This is a genomic window from Clostridium tagluense (genome assembly GCF_003865095.1).
Lineage (GTDB): Bacteria > Bacillota > Clostridia > Clostridiales > Clostridiaceae > Clostridium_AD > Clostridium_AD tagluense.
Window position 1 is genome coordinate 1 of record NZ_BHYK01000038.1, and the last position, 18,329, is coordinate 18,329.

Annotated in this window: 17 protein-coding genes, 1 pseudogene and 1 riboswitch; of the genes and pseudogenes, 4 read left to right on the forward strand and 14 right to left on the reverse strand. The window is 31.2% G+C overall.

Annotation, left to right across the window (positions count from 1 at the left end):
• Positions 1–253: 253 nt before the first annotated feature.
• Complete coding sequence (locus Ctaglu_RS25535; protein ID WP_164944736.1) at positions 254–406, reverse strand: hypothetical protein; 153 nt, start codon at positions 404–406, stop codon at positions 254–256.
• Between the two features lie 474 nt (positions 407–880).
• A complete protein-coding gene (locus Ctaglu_RS21210; protein ID WP_125005503.1) occupies positions 881–2,287 on the reverse strand; it encodes a L,D-transpeptidase family protein in 1,407 nt (468 codons plus the stop codon).
• A 229-nt stretch (positions 2,288–2,516) separates the two neighbouring features.
• Positions 2,517–2,618: riboswitch (TPP riboswitch) on the forward strand.
• A gap of 125 nt (positions 2,619–2,743) precedes the next feature.
• On the opposite strand from Ctaglu_RS21210, the gene tenA reads away from it, so the two are divergent.
• Together tenA and thiT are read left to right on the forward strand one after the other, a co-directional pair.
• The gene (gene tenA, locus Ctaglu_RS21215; protein WP_125005505.1) at positions 2,744–3,397 is read left to right on the forward strand and encodes a thiaminase II; all 654 of its coding nucleotides are present in this window, start codon (positions 2,744–2,746) and stop codon (positions 3,395–3,397) included.
• A gap of 25 nt (positions 3,398–3,422) precedes the next feature.
• Positions 3,423–4,013 carry an energy-coupled thiamine transporter ThiT gene (gene thiT, locus Ctaglu_RS21220; RefSeq protein ID WP_125005507.1) on the forward strand — a complete coding sequence of 197 codons (591 nt, stop codon included), beginning with the start codon at positions 3,423–3,425 and terminating at the stop codon, positions 4,011–4,013.
• Positions 4,014–4,252: 239 nt separating this feature from the next.
• On the opposite strand, the gene Ctaglu_RS21225 is transcribed toward thiT, so the two are convergent.
• The 8 genes and pseudogenes from Ctaglu_RS21225 to Ctaglu_RS21265 all read right to left on the reverse strand — a co-directional run bounded on the left by Ctaglu_RS21225 (position 4,253) and on the right by Ctaglu_RS21265 (position 12,989).
• Positions 4,253–5,719 (reverse strand): aminoacyl-histidine dipeptidase, encoded by a 1,467-nt coding sequence (locus tag Ctaglu_RS21225; protein ID WP_207669513.1) that lies wholly within the window; start codon positions 5,717–5,719, stop codon positions 4,253–4,255.
• 230 nt (positions 5,720–5,949) lie between these two features.
• On the reverse strand, positions 5,950–7,152 hold the full coding sequence (locus Ctaglu_RS21230) for a NupC/NupG family nucleoside CNT transporter (RefSeq protein WP_125005511.1): 1,203 nt from the start codon (positions 7,150–7,152) through the stop codon (positions 5,950–5,952).
• A 370-nt stretch (positions 7,153–7,522) separates the two neighbouring features.
• Positions 7,523–9,244 (reverse strand): annotated as a pseudogene (gene dhaK, locus Ctaglu_RS26420) (dihydroxyacetone kinase subunit DhaK).
• On the reverse strand, positions 9,244–10,326 hold the full coding sequence (locus Ctaglu_RS21245; RefSeq protein WP_125005517.1) for a glycerol dehydrogenase: 1,083 nt from the start codon (positions 10,324–10,326) through the stop codon (positions 9,244–9,246). Before Ctaglu_RS21245 ends, dhaK begins: the two are co-directional and overlap by 1 nt.
• A 184-nt stretch (positions 10,327–10,510) precedes the next feature.
• Positions 10,511–11,542 carry a PocR ligand-binding domain-containing protein gene (locus Ctaglu_RS21250; RefSeq protein ID WP_125005519.1) on the reverse strand — a complete coding sequence of 344 codons (1,032 nt, stop codon included), beginning with the start codon at positions 11,540–11,542 and terminating at the stop codon, positions 10,511–10,513.
• 281 nt (positions 11,543–11,823) lie between these two features.
• On the reverse strand, positions 11,824–12,162 hold the full coding sequence (locus Ctaglu_RS21255; RefSeq protein WP_125005521.1) for a hypothetical protein: 339 nt from the start codon (positions 12,160–12,162) through the stop codon (positions 11,824–11,826).
• A gap of 94 nt (positions 12,163–12,256) precedes the next feature.
• On the reverse strand, positions 12,257–12,640 hold the full coding sequence (locus tag Ctaglu_RS21260) for a 4-fold beta flower protein (RefSeq protein ID WP_125005523.1): 384 nt from the start codon (positions 12,638–12,640) through the stop codon (positions 12,257–12,259).
• Complete coding sequence (locus Ctaglu_RS21265) at positions 12,612–12,989, reverse strand: hypothetical protein (RefSeq protein ID WP_125005525.1); 378 nt, start codon at positions 12,987–12,989, stop codon at positions 12,612–12,614. Before Ctaglu_RS21265 ends, Ctaglu_RS21260 begins: the two co-directional genes overlap by 29 nt.
• Positions 12,990–13,252: 263 nt before the next feature.
• Here Ctaglu_RS21265 and Ctaglu_RS21270 point away from each other — a divergent pair, with 263 nt between their 5' ends.
• Together Ctaglu_RS21270 and Ctaglu_RS21275 are read left to right on the forward strand one after the other, a co-directional pair.
• Complete coding sequence (locus Ctaglu_RS21270) at positions 13,253–13,627, forward strand: hypothetical protein (RefSeq protein WP_125005527.1); 375 nt, start codon at positions 13,253–13,255, stop codon at positions 13,625–13,627.
• Between the two features lie 42 nt (positions 13,628–13,669).
• The gene (locus Ctaglu_RS21275; RefSeq protein ID WP_125005529.1) at positions 13,670–14,170 is read left to right on the forward strand and encodes a hypothetical protein; all 501 of its coding nucleotides are present in this window, start codon (positions 13,670–13,672) and stop codon (positions 14,168–14,170) included.
• 208 nt (positions 14,171–14,378) lie between these two features.
• Here Ctaglu_RS21275 and Ctaglu_RS21280 read toward each other — a convergent pair whose 3' ends face one another.
• The 4 genes from Ctaglu_RS21280 to Ctaglu_RS21295 all read right to left on the reverse strand — a co-directional run bounded on the left by Ctaglu_RS21280 (position 14,379) and on the right by Ctaglu_RS21295 (position 18,242).
• Positions 14,379–15,362 (reverse strand): ABC transporter ATP-binding protein, encoded by a 984-nt coding sequence (locus Ctaglu_RS21280; protein ID WP_125005531.1) that lies wholly within the window; start codon positions 15,360–15,362, stop codon positions 14,379–14,381.
• The gene (locus Ctaglu_RS21285) at positions 15,362–16,351 is read right to left on the reverse strand and encodes an ABC transporter ATP-binding protein (RefSeq protein ID WP_125005533.1); all 990 of its coding nucleotides are present in this window, start codon (positions 16,349–16,351) and stop codon (positions 15,362–15,364) included. Before Ctaglu_RS21285 ends, Ctaglu_RS21280 begins: the two co-directional genes overlap by 1 nt.
• A gap of 8 nt (positions 16,352–16,359) precedes the next feature.
• Positions 16,360–17,205 carry an ABC transporter permease gene (locus Ctaglu_RS21290; protein WP_125005535.1) on the reverse strand — a complete coding sequence of 282 codons (846 nt, stop codon included), beginning with the start codon at positions 17,203–17,205 and terminating at the stop codon, positions 16,360–16,362.
• Between the two features lie 68 nt (positions 17,206–17,273).
• Positions 17,274–18,242 (reverse strand): ABC transporter permease, encoded by a 969-nt coding sequence (locus Ctaglu_RS21295; protein WP_125005537.1) that lies wholly within the window; start codon positions 18,240–18,242, stop codon positions 17,274–17,276.
• Between the last annotated feature and the right edge of the window lie 87 nt (positions 18,243–18,329).

Genomic DNA, 18,329 nt, shown 5'->3' on the forward strand with positions numbered 1-18,329 from the left:
AAAATCTCTTTAGAAATATCTGACATAAAAATACTCCTCCTTACAATATTTGATAATTAGCTTATCTCAATTATTGCCAAGAAAGAGTACTTTTTATTCTAGTTACACAAAATTATTTATAGGCTCTAATAAGGTCAAAAAAGTATCAAGAATATTAACAGTCTTGATACTTTTTTTATGGAATTTTATAATGTCAGGCTTTTGCAGTAATTTCCCTTGTTAATTATGATAATTTTTATTCTATACATATAGATTATTTGCCATATAGGCCTTGACCACCTGATGCTGGGCTTTGTGATCCGTAAATCTTTGCTCTCTTAGTATTTTTTTGCTGTGAAGACTTTAATTTTTTTTCTTCAATAATTTTTTTCATTAGTTCCATGCTTTTATTCATATCATTTTTCATATTTTTTACCTTCTTTTTTTTATTTTTTACATCTTTTACATTAAAAAACTAACTGATACCTTGCAAATGAATATTTGCAAGGTATGATTTGTTATTTTATTAATCTATTATACCCCAAAAACAGTCCTTTGGGTGATAATATCTATTTTACTCAAAATACATATATCTAAAACATTATCAGCAATCATAAACTTCCAGTTTATCTTATGAAATGTATTTTTTTTAAATCATTTTTAATTTACAATTAATTATTAATTTTGTCACTATACTGACATATATAATTGTTATTATAAGTACATAGAAAGTAATTAATTTTTAATTAAAGTCCCCCTTTAATTAAATATATATTTAACATTACCCCTTAAAGGAACTGGTTAATATAATCAGTTCCTTTTTATTGTATAAAAGTTAGCAAGAAAAAAACTGCTCTCGACTAATAATCCACAAAATAATATGTTTTGTGAACCATATTTGCTAATAACAAACAACTGGAATACCTGCCTCAATATTATCAAATATTACTTTTGCTAAATAGTATGGTGAATTTATGCACCCATGAGACCCATCTGTCTTATATATCTTTCCTCCAAACGCATCTCGCCAGCTTGCATCATGAATTCCTATGCCTCCATTAAAGGGCATCCAAAAGTTAACAGGAGAAACGTACCCTGGACCTCTAAGGACTGCATCACTTTGTTTATATTTTAACTTATAAATTCCTCTTGGCGTTATATGATTAGAACTTGCATTACCTGTAACAACATCTCCCTCTGCTATTAAATCACCGTTTTTATAAAACCATAGATGCTGTTTTGTCAGGTCTATTTCTACATAGGTATTCCCAATATCATTTACACCATAGGAAAGGGCAGTTTGAATATATACCGGATCTTTTGCTATGGTTTGCCCTTCTTTTATGGCTGTAATTAAAGCTTGCGCCTCTTTTACTCTATTAATTGACCAGCCATAATCGCCCCCTCCAATATTTATTGTCTTTCCTGATGATGAAACAAAATCTCTATTCTTACCAACTGTATTGTAATTTTTAGAAAGTCGATCTATATAATTTTTCACTTCTTTTTCATCAAATATGACCTCAAGATTCTCATCAACTGTAAGCCACTTATTTATTGTAGAACCATCTAAAAGTTCTTTATGGTTTCCAAAAGTATAGGTAATTTTTGAAAATACGTATTTGTTAAGCATATTTTTTGTATCTATAATTTTGGGGGAACTGGAAGTATATTGTGGTTTAACGTAGCAATTAATAAACTCCAAATCTATTATAGTTTGTTCCTTAAGTATTGCATCTAATATATGATCATATAAAATGTCTTTATTAACCTTATTTCCATGGACTTCACTTACAATCACATAGCTCTTATCTATATACTTAAAGCTAGGATTTTTAGGCTCAATTAAATTACTATTAACAAAACAAGAGAGAGTGTCCACTCGTTTTTTTAATAGTTGCTTATCATATTTAATTCCTTCTATCATTTTAGATGCATCTGTATTAAAAAATGCTAAAATCCATTTATAAGGATTCTGTCTATCTTTTAATTCTTTAAATTGCCCATCCGAATTATATTTTAAACCAATTTCATTGGCTCTAATTTGTTCATTTTTACCGCCTCGTTCTTTTAGATTTAACGCATAAGTCTGAAGTTTAGATGCCATTTGCTTATTTACTGCCTCCACATTTTTACCTGAAACATTAATGCAATTTATTGTAGAACCAAAATAAAAATGATTCATGAAATATATTGCCATTCCAAAATATATAACAAGTAAAGTAAAAATAGAAATTATAATACCTATAACAATTTTCTTGTGCTGTTTAATTAATCTTATTATTTGCTTTTCTACTTCATTTTCCATAATATTTCACCCCTTTAAATCAAAACAAAATTTATAATAAGTACGCGTCCTTTTTAATCTACATTTCATTTTATGTTCGGACTTACCTACTTAAAACACTTATTATAAATTTTGTTTGTAAAGGGATAATTAATTGTAAAATACTGGTTCTTAGCAAGTAAAAAAGTGGCACAATTTATTTTGCTAGTGTTGACAAGCTTTTTCATCGGGTTATAATAAAAGAAATCAGAATATTTGCTAGGGGTGCACTTGTGCTGAGAAATAGTTTTTACTATTAACCCTTTAACCTGATCTGGATAATACCAGCGTAGGAAAGCTTATTTATAAACATTATACAAATCATAATGATAAATAATATTTATAAATATAAACTACGTGCATATATTCCATTATGGAATATATGCATTTTTTTGTTTAGGCATCTTTACTTACAAAAAATATTGAAGGGAGAACATTATGAAATTTACAGATTACATATTTGAACAAGTAAAGGAATTTTGGAATTCATATTTAGAACATCCATTTGTAAAGGAGATAGGAGAAGGTACCTTAGACAGGGAGAAGTTTAAAAACTACCTTATACAGGATTATCTATATTTAAAAGAATACTCAAAAGTATTTTGCATAGGGCTCGTTAAGTCAAAAACTATGGAAGAGATGAAATTCTATTATAATTCAATAAGAGGAACTATGGAGGATGAGGCAGCGGTTCATATAAAATATTTAGAAGGCTTTGGATTAACTGCAAAAGAAACAGAAAAATGTGAATATGATTTAACAACTACGAGTTATACAAGCTATATGCAAGGTGTAGCACTTACTGGAGATTTAAAGGAAATTGCCCTGGTTACTATGCCTTGTACTTGGAGTTATAGCTACATAGGTAAATATATCAAAAAAACTTATGGATATAATCTAGAGGAAAATTTTTTCAAGCCATGGATTGAAGAATATGCTTCTGATGGCTTTACAAAATTCACTAATGACTGGATAGATTATATAAATGATTTGTGCAAGGATATAAATGAAGAAGAAAAGAAAAAACTATTAGCTATTTTTATGAAATCATGCATGTATGAGTTGAATTTTTGGGATAATGCATATAATTAATGCACTATGAAAAAGGAGAATTACAATGATTATTTTAACTGGACTAGTATCAATAATAATATTTATACTTTATATAATGGATTTACGGAAACATAAATTTACAACAAAAACAATGGTTATAACAGGTATGATGAGTGCACTGTCATATGTTCTATATATGGTGCCACTTGTAAAGTATCCTCAAGGTGGCGGTATAACATTAATGTCTATGCTACCAATCATGATACTCTCTATTCTTTGTGGAAGAACGGCAGGACTTACAGGAGGGATGATATTTGGTCTATGTAAGATTTTAAATGGTGCCGTTATAATACATCCTGTTCAATTTGTACTAGATTTTATACTATCATCCATGGCACTTGGTTTGGCAGATACCTTTGGGCATGATAAAAAATATAAAATAATATGTGGTGGATTATTTGCAACAGGTATTGCGTTGTGTTTTAATATTTTATCTGGAGCATTGTTTTTCGGTCAATATGCACCAAAAGGTATGAATGTTTTATTATATTCCTGTATATATAACGGTTCAAGTGCAGGAGTTGAGGGGCTCATAACATCAGTACTTTTAGTATTAGTACCTATTAAGAGGTTTTTTAAAGGTAGGTCACTATAATAGGTTTTAGATTATAAACCTATTTCTTTTATAATATACTTTTATGATAAAAGCAACAACATCTTAAGTAATTAAATCATCATCTGCCATGCTACAATGTCGTTAAAACCAAAAATTAGGCCATCTATTACTAGTTGTCCTAATTTAATAAGAATAAATAACAATATATAATGTACTATAATAAATATAGATACTTTTAATTTCTATGGCGTATTCTTTTTATTTCCCATTCTATAAATTTAGTTTGTTAAATTTATCATTTCTTTTAAAACACTGATTATAAAATCCCATGTTCTTTCAACAGATGATATGCTTAAATGCTCATATGGAGTATGAATATCATAAACATTTGGACCATAAGAAATAATATCAAGATATGTCATTTTTTCCATAAAAGCACCACATTCAATACCTGCATGTATAGCTATAACCTGGGGATCTAATTGATATTTTTCCCTGTAAACTTTTTTAAATAATTGCAGCACCTCAGAGTTTGAATTATATTGCCACTCTGGGTAATGCAAATCATCAATAAACTTGCAGTTAAGTAAACTTGCAACTGCTTCCATTTGATTTATTATGCAGTATTTTAAACTTTTTATTGAACTTCTAACATCACTTTCGAAAACTATTTCGTTTTCCAAGGTTCTTATAACACCTAAACTGCTAGAACTTTCAACCAGTTCTTTTATATCCATGCTCATTGTGATTATCCCATTTGGAATAAGTAATAAAGAAATAATTGCTTTTTCCATTGTATCCTTAGATAAAACTTTATTTGTTTTGCAGTCACTCTTATTTATTTCAACACAAACTTCTGGGTCTGAGGTTTTAAATTCATTTTTGATTATTGTACTCCATTTATAAATTTCTTTTGTTAAAAAATCTATCTCCTTACACTTAACAAAAATTACCACCTCTGATTCACGTGGAATAGCGCTTGATTTCATACCCCCATTAATCTCTTTTAAATAAATATCAAAGTCTTTTGATAAATCGTATAAAATCCTGCCTATGATTTTATTTGCATTACCCCTGCCTTTATTAATGTCTATACCTGAATGGCCTCCTTTTAACCCTCCAATGTTTATAGAATATGCTAAGTAGCTATCATGAACTTCTTCCCATTCTATTGGAAGTATATGCTTTGTATTTGCACCACCTGCACTGCTTACGAGTAGCTTACCTTCTTCATCTGAATCTAAATTAATTAATATTTTGCCATTTAAATTGCGAGGATCTATTTTCAAAGCCCCACTCATAGTAGTTTCTTCCTCTGTAGTTAAAAGAACTTCAAGTCTAGGATGTTGTATATTATCAGAATCAAGTATTGCAAGGGCATATGCTACTGCTATACCATCATCGCCGCCTAGTGTTGTATTATTTGCATATAACATATCCCCACAAATTCTAAGTTCTATTGGATCTGTCTTAAAATCGTGATTAGTATCTTTATTTTTTTCACATACCATATCCATATGTCCTTGGATAATTACTCCTGGAATATTCTCATAACCTTTAGTTGCAGGTTTTTTAATAATAACATTCAATGCCTCGTCTTGTATTACTTCCAAATTTCTTTCCCTAGCAAATGAAACAAAATAATCACTAATAGCCTTTTCATTACCTGATTCTCTTGGTATTTTAGATATTTCTTCAAAATATTTAAAAGTTAAATTGGATTTTAAATTATTTAATTTTTCTATCACCTGTTTTCACCTATCCTTTTTATGCTTATATATAAATAATAATACCCTTTAACCTTCGTGGCAAGTGGCAAAAAAAATAGTGCCTTAATAGGCACTATGAGACTGTAGAATTACACTCTCAAATACAATGTAACTGTGACTTGTTAAAAAAATCAAATCTTTAACTGATTAAAAATAAAAAGGTGTACTTAACAAAGCTATTTAATTTTGGTACTTTTTATGATATTCTAAATTGCAATAATTAAACCTACAATTAATGCACTTAATATACTTACACAGAAACCACCTATCATTCCTCTAAAAGCAAGTTTTGATAGTTCACCTCTCTTATCTGGACAGAATACTGATATTCCTGATACACATATTCCCATACTTGATATATTTGCAAAACCTGTTAATGAAACTGCAAGCATAAGTCCTGTTCTATAATCTAATGTGCTCATTACTTTACCAAGTTGTCCAAATGCTACAAACTCATTTAACGCCATCTTACTTCCAAGTAATTGTCCTGCAAGTAATATTTCTCCACTCGGTACACCCATTAAATAACCTATTGGTGCAAATGCATATCCAAGTATCCCTTCCAGTGATGCTCCAAAGATTCCAAGAAACCCATTAACCATTGCAACTAGTGCTACTATTGCTATAAGCACTGCCCCAATTCCAAGAGCCATATTAAGTCCTGCAGATGCTCCTTCTGAAATAGCTGATATTAAGTTTTTATTATTACCCTTATTATCTATTTTTAAATTATCTATTTCATTAACTCCTTCTACCTCTGGAACTAATATTTTAGAGATAATTATACTTCCAAGTGGCACTAATGTACTACCAATTAAAAGATATTCCATAGGTATTCCAAGACCAACATATCCCATTATTACACTAACAGACATACTCCCCATACCTGATATAAGCACTAGCATTATTTCACTTTCAGTCATTTTAGGTAAATACTTGCTTACAAGTAATGGTGAATCTGTTTGCCCTAAAAACATGTTTGCTACTGCAACAAAACTTTCTACTTTGCTTGTCCCAATAACTTTTTGTATTGCTCCACCTATTATTTTAACAACAAAGCCTATAACTCCTAGATAAAATAAAGCTCCAACCAATGCTGATACAAATATTATGTTACCTAATACTTGTATACCAAATACCATTCCCGTTGGTGCCGCAGCATCTGCTAATGATCCAAATACAAATTTCAAACCCTGGCTACCATAGTTTAAGACATTACTAACCCCATCTGATACATTTTGTATAACTATTCTTCCCAATGGAACTTTAACTAATAAGAATGCCACTACAAATTGTATAACAAATGCCTTAATAATTAGTTTCTTATTAATAAGGCCCTTATTATTTGATACTAAATATAAAATGCCCAGTAAAATTATAATTCCTAATAAATTTCTTGTTATTATCATAAATTTCCTCCTCTTTTTAATGCGTACCTTTAGATACTTATTCTTTTCCCTTTAGAATTCTCCAAAAAAAAATAACAAGTCAATACGCTAGTCCATTTTTTTAAATGTCTTATTAGATTATTTTATACACCTATTTTTATAATCTTATAATATTATTATACCTTAGGTTTATAGATATCAGTGTTTTTTTTGAATAATCTGTCGAATTTAATATTAAAAACTAAGTTTCTAAAAAAAATATTACATTTTATTGTATTGTTTTTTGAAAATTCAAAAAAAGCCTACCCATAGATTACTCTATGAAATAAGCTTATGTTATTATATATATTTCTTTATTTACTAATACAACTGTGTTAATTTTCTATTAGAATTAGCTTTTAATTAAATTTTCTACAACTTCCGTAAATATAATTCCAATAGCTGTTGCTCCAGCATCAGGATGATCTAAACTTCTCTCACCAACATAAGTTGCTCTTCCTTTAGATGCCACTATTTTCTTTGTATTCTCGGCACCTATTACAGCCTCTTTTGCACTTTTCTTCATGGCCTCTAATATTTCTTCATCACCATTAGCACTGACCTTAAGTGATTCTATTGCAGGAATCAAAGCATCAAGTAATGTTTTATCCCCCAGTTTAGCTCCACCTATTTTTTGTATTCCATCAGCTGCACTTTGAAGTATTTCTGCAAATTCTTTTAAACTTAATTCTAATTTTCCGTTGGCATATTTACCTGCGCTTCTAAATGCTGATCCCCAAATTGGACCTGACGCACCGCCACAATGCTCTGTAATTATCATTCCGCAGCCTTTTAAGAACTTTCCAATATCTTCATTTGAAATATCTTCCCATTCACTTCTTAGTTGTTTAAAACCTTTGGATAATGACATTCCAAAGTCACCGTCTCCTGCTGGAGAATCTAAATCACAAAAATATACTTCATTTCTTATTATTATGTCACACATATTATTTACTATATTAACAATGTCCTTTGTTATCAACTTATTCATTTGCTATTCCTCCAATTTTTCTCTAGTACACAATTAGGTACATTAGATTATCTAATATTTTTTATTAAATCATCTTCTGAAATGTCGTTAAAACTTTAAAGCTGGAGTATCAGTTGGGAAATCTAGAAGGCCTTTAAGCTTATCATTTAACTTAAGTACAGAAATTGATGCACCAGCCATATCTATTGCCGTCATATAGTTTCCAATTAATGTCCTATAAACTTTAATATTTTTATCTTCTAAAATTTTATTTGCAGAACCATTTAGAATATATAATTCTTGCAGTGGCGTAGCACCGAACCCATTTACTAATAACGCGATTTCATCCCCAGACTCACATTTTAGATCTTCAATAATTCGTGTAAGCATTTTGTCTGCTAATTCATCTGATGATACTATTTTTTCCCTTGCTATTCCAGGTTCTCCATGAATTCCTACACCAAATTCCATTTCGTCTTCACCTAATACAAAAGTTGGAGTTCCCTTTGCTGGTACTGTGCAAGAAGTAAATGCAAATCCAATTGTCCTAACATTTGCAATAGCTTCTAGGGCTGCATCCTTAACCTCTAAGAGATTCATTCCTTGTTCTGCCGCGGCTCCTGCAATTTTATGGATTAGTACTGTACCTGCCACCCCTCTTCTGCCCACTGTATAAAGACTATCTTTAACAGCCACATCATCATTCACATAAACTTTTTCAACTTTTATATCGTCATCTTCTAAGGCCATTTCTGCTGCCCCGTCGAAATTCATACAATCTCCTGAATAGTTCTTTATAATTAAAAGTGTTCCTTTTTTGGACTGAGTTTCTATTATTGAGTTATAAACTTGTATGGTAGATGGTGATGCAAAAACATCGCCACATACTGCTGCATCCAACATTCCAGTGCCAACAAATCCTGCATGTGCAGGCTCATGACCACTTCCGCCACCACTAATAAGACTTACCTTGTTCTGATTTAAGTTTTTTCTTTTTATTATTTTATATTTTTTACTAAGTACTAATTTATCTGGATGTGCTTTTACCATTCCTTTACACATTTCTAAAACCATATCGTCAACATTATTTATTATCTTTTTCATTATTCTCCTCCAAGTATGTTAGCTGTAAGTATTGCTGCATATACATCCTGGGCAGTTACCTTAAAAGGCATATTATACATTGACTCTCCATCTGCACAAGAAAGTTTTGCAACTTCCATTAACCTAGCTTCATTTATTTCATTAACTCCAAGATCTTTTAAACAAGTTGGCAGTCCCATAGACTTACAATAAGCAAGTACAGTATCTATTTCCTGCTTTGGTGCATTTTCTAGTACTAAATGAACTATTGTTCCGAAGGCTACTTTCTCACCATGATAATATTTATGAGTTTCTTCTAGTACAGTTAATCCATCGTGTATGGCATGAGCTGCAGCCAAACCGCCACTTTCAAAGCCAAGTCCACTTAAAAGTATATTAGTTTCTATTATGTTTTCAAGAGCCTTAGTTACTACATTCGCATCGCAAGCCGCTTTAGCCTTAACAGAATCTTCAAGTAAAGTCTCATAACATAGCTTTGCCATTGCAAAAGCTGCCTTTGTACTTTTTCCACCAGAATTTACCGTTGCAAAAGACCTTAAACATGACCTAGCTTCAAAATAAGTAGAAAGTGCATCTCCCATTCCCGAAACCAAAAATCTTGTGGGTGCTTTTGCTATTATTTCTGTATCAACTAGGATAACATTTGGGCTATTTAAATACATATACTCTTGAAATTCACCATTTTCCGTATAAATCACTGATGAAGAACTGCAAGGTGCATCTGTTGCTGCAATTGTAGGTATAACAATTACAGCTTTATGTTGATAATGTGCAACTGACTTTGCTGTATCAATAGCTTTTCCGCCACCTAGTCCTACAAAAACATCGCATTCATTTTCAACTGCTAATTTTCTTAGTCTTTCAATTTCATTTATTGTGCATTCGCCTTTGAACTCACCATATACAAGCTCAAAATCTCCTTTTTCTAATGTTTTATCTAATTGCTTTTGGACTCTTGCTTGATCATCTTTATGAGCCACAAATAATACTTTTTTGCCGTAAGCGGTTACATAATCCCCCAAATTACATAATTCTCCTTGACCTTGAATATATTTTGAAGGTGATATTAACATTTTTTTCATTATTAATCCGCTCCTTATTAATCTGATTTAATTTTCTAACTTGTCTAAATTATAAACCCCACTGCTTAAAATTTCATTGGATTAAATTGCATTCATATGGAATGTAGTCGCTTACTTTATGTAAAATTTCATAGTACTTTTTTGTACTTACTCTTGAAATAGAAAAAAACAGCACTAATTTAACTTAGTACTGTTTTCCTAGATTATATTTATTTCTATATACGGCGGGTGTTATCCCTTCGATTTTTTTAAATACCTTTATAAAATAACCACAATCCTCGAAACCCAAATCAATGGATAAATTTATTATTGGAATATCCGATGTTTCAAGGAACTCCTTAGCCTTTTTAATTCTCACCTTATTTATATATTTAGAGAAATTATCGCCAACGTCTTTTTTAAAAAGCTTGCTAAAATAACTAGGACTAATGTTACATAGCGATGCCATATCAACAAGTGTAATTGACTCACTATATCTCTTTTGTATATATTCCAATGCTGGTTTTAAAACATTATTTTTACCATCTAATATTTTATTACTTGTATCTTCACTAATATCTGATTTGCTAACACTTAAGCCATTAACTTCCTTTAAATCCTGTTCCACTTTTCCCAATTTTAAATTTGTCTTCTTAAATGAACCAACAGTTAAAACCTTTTCATTGATTTTATTTGAAATTATTTTTAATAAAGCTTCCTCCACGATGTAGTTGCTAATATGAAAAATCATGCTAGCAACCGATTTCACTCGACCTATGGTCATTATAGGTAACTTTTCATATAAGCGTTTCATTTTGGCTTCTTCTTCTAAATTCGCCTCAAAATATTTATTATTAACTATTTGCTCCAAATTTTCCTTTTCTTCCTCATTAACAATAACTTGTCCTGCCATTACCGCACCAAAGTATTGTCCATCTACTATAATAGGAATAGCAAAATCTAAAACCCCTACATGACATGTATATATGTATGGTTGTTGTAATCTAGCAGCCTCAAGGCCTCCTCTAGAGTCACATTTTTCACATAGCTTACTTAAGTCTGAATTCGATTTTATGAATTCACAAAATTCGCTACACTTACTATGCTGGGTAATCGGTTTTCCTGTATAATCCACAGTTACCATAGCTATACCTGTTACCTCTGATATTTCATCCTGAATTTTTTGAAAGTTATCTACATTAATAATCTCATCTAGATGTAACAAAGCGTTTTGCAAAATACTTCCTCCAATCATTAATAAAGGTACTATATTAAATCATCTCTAAATTTCATATTATATATTTTGATTTTAAGAGTGTACATAAGCTTTTTTCATACCTATTCTTCTATATAAGAAAGATTACAATTCCCTGCACAACCTGCTCAAAGCCATCGTCTTCTAGTGTGGACTTGTTATATATAGTAATACCTATATTATAGCATACGCAGATAATACTATAATAAGATTTTGAAATTCAATTATAGAACAACAAATACAGTATAATCCCTTGCTTATTTTTAGCAGTTATTAGGCACATCATCAAAATTTGGAGTAAGTAGCTTACTTAGGTTGCAAGTTAGAGCAACTGTGGTAGCTTTTTTTATCTTAAGTTCAATCTCATCAATCCCCCTTGCTCTAATAAAGATAATAAGAACATCATCTTTATTTGTACTCCTTATAGTAATAAACCCCCTGTCACTTAAATAATAGAGAGCTGCAATTATCTCACACTTGTTTGCACCTACTATTTTATATTCTTGCCTTGTAATATCTTTGTAATTGCAAATACAAAATAAATATTCATATAACTCAAATAAAATTTGAATTCTAATTAAATCTCTTTCTATCTGTAGCATAAATTAAATCATCTCCTGCGGAGCTGCATATTACAGCCGTGTAACTCCCACTTATAGAAATAGGCCACTTTCCTTCTGAAATGTCATTAAACACCTATCTTTGATTAAGCCACTGAGTGAAAGTTAGTTTAGACCATTCACCTGCAGGCTCAGGCGCATACCCAGGATTCAATGGAATTCCAGGAATAATTGGTGCAACCGGCATAATTTGAGGCCCAATATCAAGTGGCGCCTTTGTGAACCCTATACCGCCCACTACAGGTCCGCTAGTACTCCAAGCTACAATCCTACCCTCTCTATCTAAAAGGTTAGTACCCCTGAGCCCACCAATCCATATTCTAGATTTCGTTGCCCAAACATAATTGTTATATACATATGCTACCCATTTTAAATCTTTATCAAATACATTACTATACTCTAATAACCACCCAACAAAGTTAGCCCTTTTATCATATAAAGGCTCCATTATAATCCGCATTAACTGTACCTCCACTCTTTTCTTCTTTGTTTATAACAGGTATTAGCAAATCTTCAAATATATTTGAAACTGCAAATTTACCAGTTTCAATAAGATAATTTTCCACTTCCTCCATACCTCGACCTAAAACATAAGCAGAAACTGTTTTGTCTCTTTCTATGTTAAAAAAAATCCATCTTCTATAGTATATGAAATAAAGAGCTGCAATTATTTCAATTCTACAGTCATTAGGAATCTCATAATCAATATTACTGCACACTTCATATCCGTAAGTAAAGAAGTCCCTATATAATTGAAATAATAAGTTATATCTAAGCAATCTACGTTTTTCAAATATTAATAAATCCATAAAACACCTCATACAATTATGTATTTAGGTATATTCCTAGTTATTTTTCCCAAGGCACCTTATATATAATATGCATATTATATATAAGGTGCCTATGTTCTTTAATATATTGGATACGAATTTTTAACTTTTGTTAAATTAAATCATCTTCTGCGAAGCTACAATATTAACCATATTATTAATAAATAAGTACTAAATTTAAATAACAAAAAACTATAGTGCATCATATACTGTAATTGTAAATACTTTTAGGAGTTAATTTAATGTATATTGATGAAGATTCTATTAAATCTTATAATCAAAGATATATGTATGAACCAGATACTGAATATCTTCCACTGGCGTATCAATACAGGCAAATAGGTCCTCAGGGCATGCCACCTTCTGGACCTCCAAACTTTACACCAACTGAACCTAAATCACAACAATTTGGCGCTACTCCTCTGTCTATAGACTCAGGGGCAATTAGACCTTGCATATATAGCTTTGTATATATATGGCCAAGAAGAGGCAACGGATTTTGGGCATGGCTTGTATTCGTGGGCCCTAGATCTGTAGCAGGCTTTCGCTTTAATAGAAATACTTGGAGATATTTTGGAATGGATTTAAGGGATATTCGTAGTTTCCAATGCTTTTAAAATACTATAGATTAGGAGTTTAAATAGGAATGGAGGTGGAAAATGATACAGTTTAAATCTTTTAGTGGTTTCATTACCATGATTAATGATTTTTGGATAAATGAAAGTGGAGAAGGTGCAGGATGTTATAAATTAATGTCTGTAGAGGATGAATTTGGAACTGTAGTAAATTTCGTGGTGACACCGGTGACTTATTTCGTAGACCATGTAATGGTTAGATTAGGAGATAATATAACTGGATTTTATGATGCAAATGCACCTGTCCCTATGATTTTTCCTCCACAATTTCAAGCAATTGTTATGGCAATAAATACACCATATCAAAATGTGAAAGTAGACTATTTTAACAGTCAATTGGTGAGTAGCGATAATTATTTAAAATTAAACATTGCCCCTTATACTCAGATAGTATTGGAAAACGGGCAAGCCTTTACCCGAAACCCTGCAAACCGAAACCTAATTGTTGTCTATGGCGCTACTACAAAAAGTATCCCAGCCCAAACCACTCCCTATAAAATTATTGTTATGTGTTCGATGTCCTGAAAAAATTTACTTATTTTTTTTCATGATTAGCTATCCTTATTTAAATCAATTAAGCTTTTATTAATTTCTATATTTTGCGCGAAATACTTGAGTATTCGCGCATTTGTTTGCTCTGCAAATTCTTTTTTATCATACAATCTCTTTATATATTTTATTAGCTTCCTTATATTTTCTTTTTTTTCTCAAGGTGCTCAGCCCACCGTCAATTCTAAACTATTTCATGACATGCAACAAAGTGACCTTTTGTAACTTCCTTCAATGTTGGTACTTTATATTTACAAATTTCACTAGCATATGAACACCTTGTGTTAAATTTACATCCTTTTATAAGGTTATCTCCATTTGGTATTTCATCCTTCATTATTATTCTAAACTTTTTCTCTCTTGGATGAGTTTTAGGTATTGATGAAATTAAACACTTAGTATATGGATGTTTAGGATTCAAAAATAACTCCTCTGCATAAGATTCCTCTACAATATTACCAAGATACATAACTCCCACCCTGTCACAAAAATACCTAACTAAACTTAAGTTATGAGATATAAAAAGATAGGTTAAATTCATCTCCTTTTTCAAGCTATCCATAAGCATAAGAATTTGTGCTTGTATAGATACATCTAATGCGGAGGTAGGTTCATCACATACCAAAAACTTAGGCTTAAGAGCTAATGCTCTTGCTATTACAATCCTCTGTCTTTCCCCTCCACTAAACTCATATGGATACTTATCAATGCATTCGCCTCTTAAACCACATAACTCTAATATTTTCTTAATTTCAACCCTAGCTTCTTTTTCATCTACAAGTCCATGCTTTAGCATACCTTGTTTAATTATACTTCCTATATTCATATAAGAATCTAATGATGAATAAGGGTCTTGAAATATCTTTTGCATTTCTTTCCGACTTATACTATATTTATTTTCTACATCATAAATTAGGTTTCCATCGAAACTTAAAGTCCCTCCTACTTTAGGTATCAAATTTAATATAGCTCTACCTGTTGTAGATTTTCCACAACCTGATTCTCCCACAAGTCCATATACTTCCCCTTTATTAATGTTAAAAGAGACCCCATCCACAGCCTTAACCACTCTATTATTTCTCTTGAGTACCCTTCTACTATCATTAAAATAGCACTTTAAGTTTTTAACTTCTAACAATGTATTTTTTCTAAAGTCTATATTTTCCATCAAAGTTTACCTTCTTCTTCTAAATCATATTTAAAACAACTAACATCATGCCCACTTTTTATGGTTTTTAATTGAGGTTTACACCTCTTGCATATATCCATAGCATAATCGCACCTATTAACAAATTTACATCCCTCTGATAGCTCGGAAAGTTTAGGTACCTTACCTTTAATACACTTAAGCGGTTCCCCTTTTTTAAAATCCTCTGGCCTAGAATTCATTAACCCCATGGTATATGGGTGAATAGGATTATCAAATATTTCTTCTACAGGAGCCTTTTCAACTACGTTTCCTGCATACATTACCATAACTTCATCACTAACTTCACATATAACACCTAAATCATGAGTTATAACAATCACAGACATATTTAACTTATCTTTAATATCATTAATTAAATCAAGTACTTGAGCTTGCACTGTTACATCCAGTGCTGTTGTAGGTTCATCTGCTATTAAAAGTTTTGGTGTACAGCATAAAGCCATAGCTATCATAACTCTTTGACACATTCCACCACTAAGCTGATGAGGATACTCATTTATAATCTCCTCTTCTCTTTTTATTCCAACAAGTTTTAACATCTCTATAACTCTCTTTTTATTCTGAGCACCTGTTATGTTTCTATGTACTTTTAGTATCTCACCAATTTGATTTCCTATCTTAATCACTGGATTTAAGGATATCATAGGTTCTTGAAATATCATTGAAATTTCATTTCCCCTAACCCTATTCATATCTAACTCTTTTAAATCCAACAAATTTATTCCTTCAAATAAAACTTCACCATTCTCTATTAATCCATTTTGTTTTTCAATAAGTCTCATTATAGACATAGCTGTTACACTCTTTCCGCATCCTGACTCACCAACTATACCTAATACCTTTCCTCTTTTTAGCTTAAAGCTAACACCATCTACAGCCTTAAATTTCCCTCCGCTCACTTTAAAACTAGTAGTTAAATCTCTTACCTCTAATATATTGTCCTCCATATAGTTCACTACTCCTTTGCATTAGGCTTGATAACATTCCTTAATACATCGCCCATGAAATTGATAGAAAGTATAGTCAAAAATACCATTACACCTGGTGGTGCCCATTCCCACCAATACAGCATAAGAGATCTCATGTTTCTAGCGGTAGAAAGCATATTTCCCCAACTTGGAATAGGTTGTTTTACACCCATTCCTAAATAACTAAGACCCGCTTCTGCCAATATAGCTCCTGCAATTCCTAAAGTAGCGTATACAATTATAGACGAAATAATATTAGGAATAATATGTTTAAATATTATGTCTATAGAGTCCATACCAATACACCTTGCAGCCTCTATAAACTGCCTCTCCTTTAATGCAAGAACTTCACCCCTGACAATTCTAGCAATAGTTGTCCACCCCAAGAAACCTATTATTATAACAGAATTCCATATACTAGGGCCTATTAAAGATGCAAGGATTATAGCTATTATGAAAAAAGGAAGACACATGAAAATATCTAAAAGAACCATTATCACCATATCTATGGCACCTCCAAAGTAGCCAGCAGTAGCCCCCAAGATAACGCCTATTGTTACAGATATAAATGTTGCCCCCATTCCAACTGCTAGTGAAATTCTTCCCCCATAAATTAATCTCACAAAAATATCTCTACCTAAATCATCTGTTCCAAGTAAGTGTTCTAAACTTGGAGGTGTGTTTGATATAGCTGTATTTATCTGATCCCTATCCACAGTAATTAATAACGGAGCAAATACAGAAATTAAAACAACTACAGTTAAAAAAATTACTGCAAATACTACCCTCTTATTCTTTAATAACAACTTAAATTTTTTATTATTTATCTTCATAAAATTTCACCATTTTCCTTAACAACGTTTCGGAATGAAAACTTTCCTCTTTTATAAATAGCAGTAAACTACTTAAGTCTTATCCTTGGATCTACAATGCAATAAACAACATCTGAAAATAAATTTGCTATTAATATACACGTTGAAAGCATCATTGCACATCCCATTACTAAAGGATAATCCCTATTAGATATGGACTGATAAAATAAGGTTCCCATACCAGGCCAAACAAATATAGTTTCAATTAGTATAGTTCCAGAGAATATATATCCAAGTGATATACTTAATAAAGTAACTATTGGTATTAGTGCATTCCTAAAAGCATGCTTATAAACAACTATCCTTTCTCTTAATCCCTTGGCTCTAGCAGTTCTAATATAGCTTTGACTTAAAACATCTAGCATAGATGACCTAGTGTATCTCATAAGAGATGCCACCTCTATAACAGTCATTGATACAACTGGTAAAATCATATGTTTAACTATATCAATAAATTTATCAAAACCAGATAAATCATCACCAATATTTGATATTCCACATATAGGTAACCATCCTAAATCCATAGCAAAAACTTTTATTATAACAAGAGCTATAAAAAATCCTGGTACAGATATGCCTATAAAGGCTAATATTGTAAGCATCCTGTCTTTAATTGAATCTTGATTTACTGCTGATGCTATACCTAAAGGTACTGCTATTAATGTAGTCAAAATTAAAGTAATAATAGCTAATAAAAACGTATTTGCTATTCTCCTTTTTATTATATCTGTAACTGGTTCATTATATCTTATAGAAGTGCCCATATCTCCTATTAATACTTTACCCATCCACTTTGTATATTTTATATATATTGGGTCATATTGACCCATAGCCTTTAGTGCTGCTTCCTTATCTGAAGCTGAAATACTAATTTGTCCTTCAACTATATTAGTATAAGGATCTCCTGGAGCAATATTTATAAGGGTAAATATAATTATAGATAACCCAATAAACACTGGAATCATTGTTAAAATCCTTCTCAAAAAATATCTACTCATATTCTATAACCTCTGAATTCTTAATTTAGACTGTTGCATAAAATAGTTGCCTTTTTAACAGAAAAACTTCTCTTATAAGGCAACATA

Excerpts from the sequence above, each read along its gene's own strand:
- Ctaglu_RS25535 (WP_164944736.1), bottom strand. The coding sequence starts at position 406 with ATGAAAAATGATATGAATAAAAGCATGGAACTAATGAAAAAAATTATT.
- Ctaglu_RS21210 (WP_125005503.1), bottom strand. The coding sequence starts at position 2,287 with ATGGAAAATGAAGTAGAAAAGCAAATAATAAGATTAATTAAACAGCAC.
- tenA (WP_125005505.1), top strand. The coding sequence starts at position 2,744 with ATGAAATTTACAGATTACATATTTGAACAAGTAAAGGAATTTTGGAAT.
- thiT (WP_125005507.1), top strand. The coding sequence starts at position 3,423 with ATGATTATTTTAACTGGACTAGTATCAATAATAATATTTATACTTTAT.
- Ctaglu_RS21230 (WP_125005511.1), bottom strand. The coding sequence starts at position 7,152 with ATGATAATAACAAGAAATTTATTAGGAATTATAATTTTACTGGGCATT.
- Ctaglu_RS21245 (WP_125005517.1), bottom strand. The coding sequence starts at position 10,326 with ATGAAAAAAATGTTAATATCACCTTCAAAATATATTCAAGGTCAAGGA.
- Ctaglu_RS21255 (WP_125005521.1), bottom strand. The coding sequence starts at position 12,162 with ATGCTACAGATAGAAAGAGATTTAATTAGAATTCAAATTTTATTTGAG.
- Ctaglu_RS21260 (WP_125005523.1), bottom strand. The coding sequence starts at position 12,640 with ATGCGGATTATAATGGAGCCTTTATATGATAAAAGGGCTAACTTTGTT.
- Ctaglu_RS21265 (WP_125005525.1), bottom strand. The coding sequence starts at position 12,989 with ATGGATTTATTAATATTTGAAAAACGTAGATTGCTTAGATATAACTTA.
- Ctaglu_RS21270 (WP_125005527.1), top strand. The coding sequence starts at position 13,253 with ATGTATATTGATGAAGATTCTATTAAATCTTATAATCAAAGATATATG.
- Ctaglu_RS21275 (WP_125005529.1), top strand. The coding sequence starts at position 13,670 with ATGATACAGTTTAAATCTTTTAGTGGTTTCATTACCATGATTAATGAT.
- Ctaglu_RS21280 (WP_125005531.1), bottom strand. The coding sequence starts at position 15,362 with ATGGAAAATATAGACTTTAGAAAAAATACATTGTTAGAAGTTAAAAAC.
- Ctaglu_RS21285 (WP_125005533.1), bottom strand. The coding sequence starts at position 16,351 with ATGGAGGACAATATATTAGAGGTAAGAGATTTAACTACTAGTTTTAAA.
- Ctaglu_RS21290 (WP_125005535.1), bottom strand. The coding sequence starts at position 17,205 with ATGAAGATAAATAATAAAAAATTTAAGTTGTTATTAAAGAATAAGAGG.
- Ctaglu_RS21295 (WP_125005537.1), bottom strand. The coding sequence starts at position 18,242 with ATGAGTAGATATTTTTTGAGAAGGATTTTAACAATGATTCCAGTGTTT.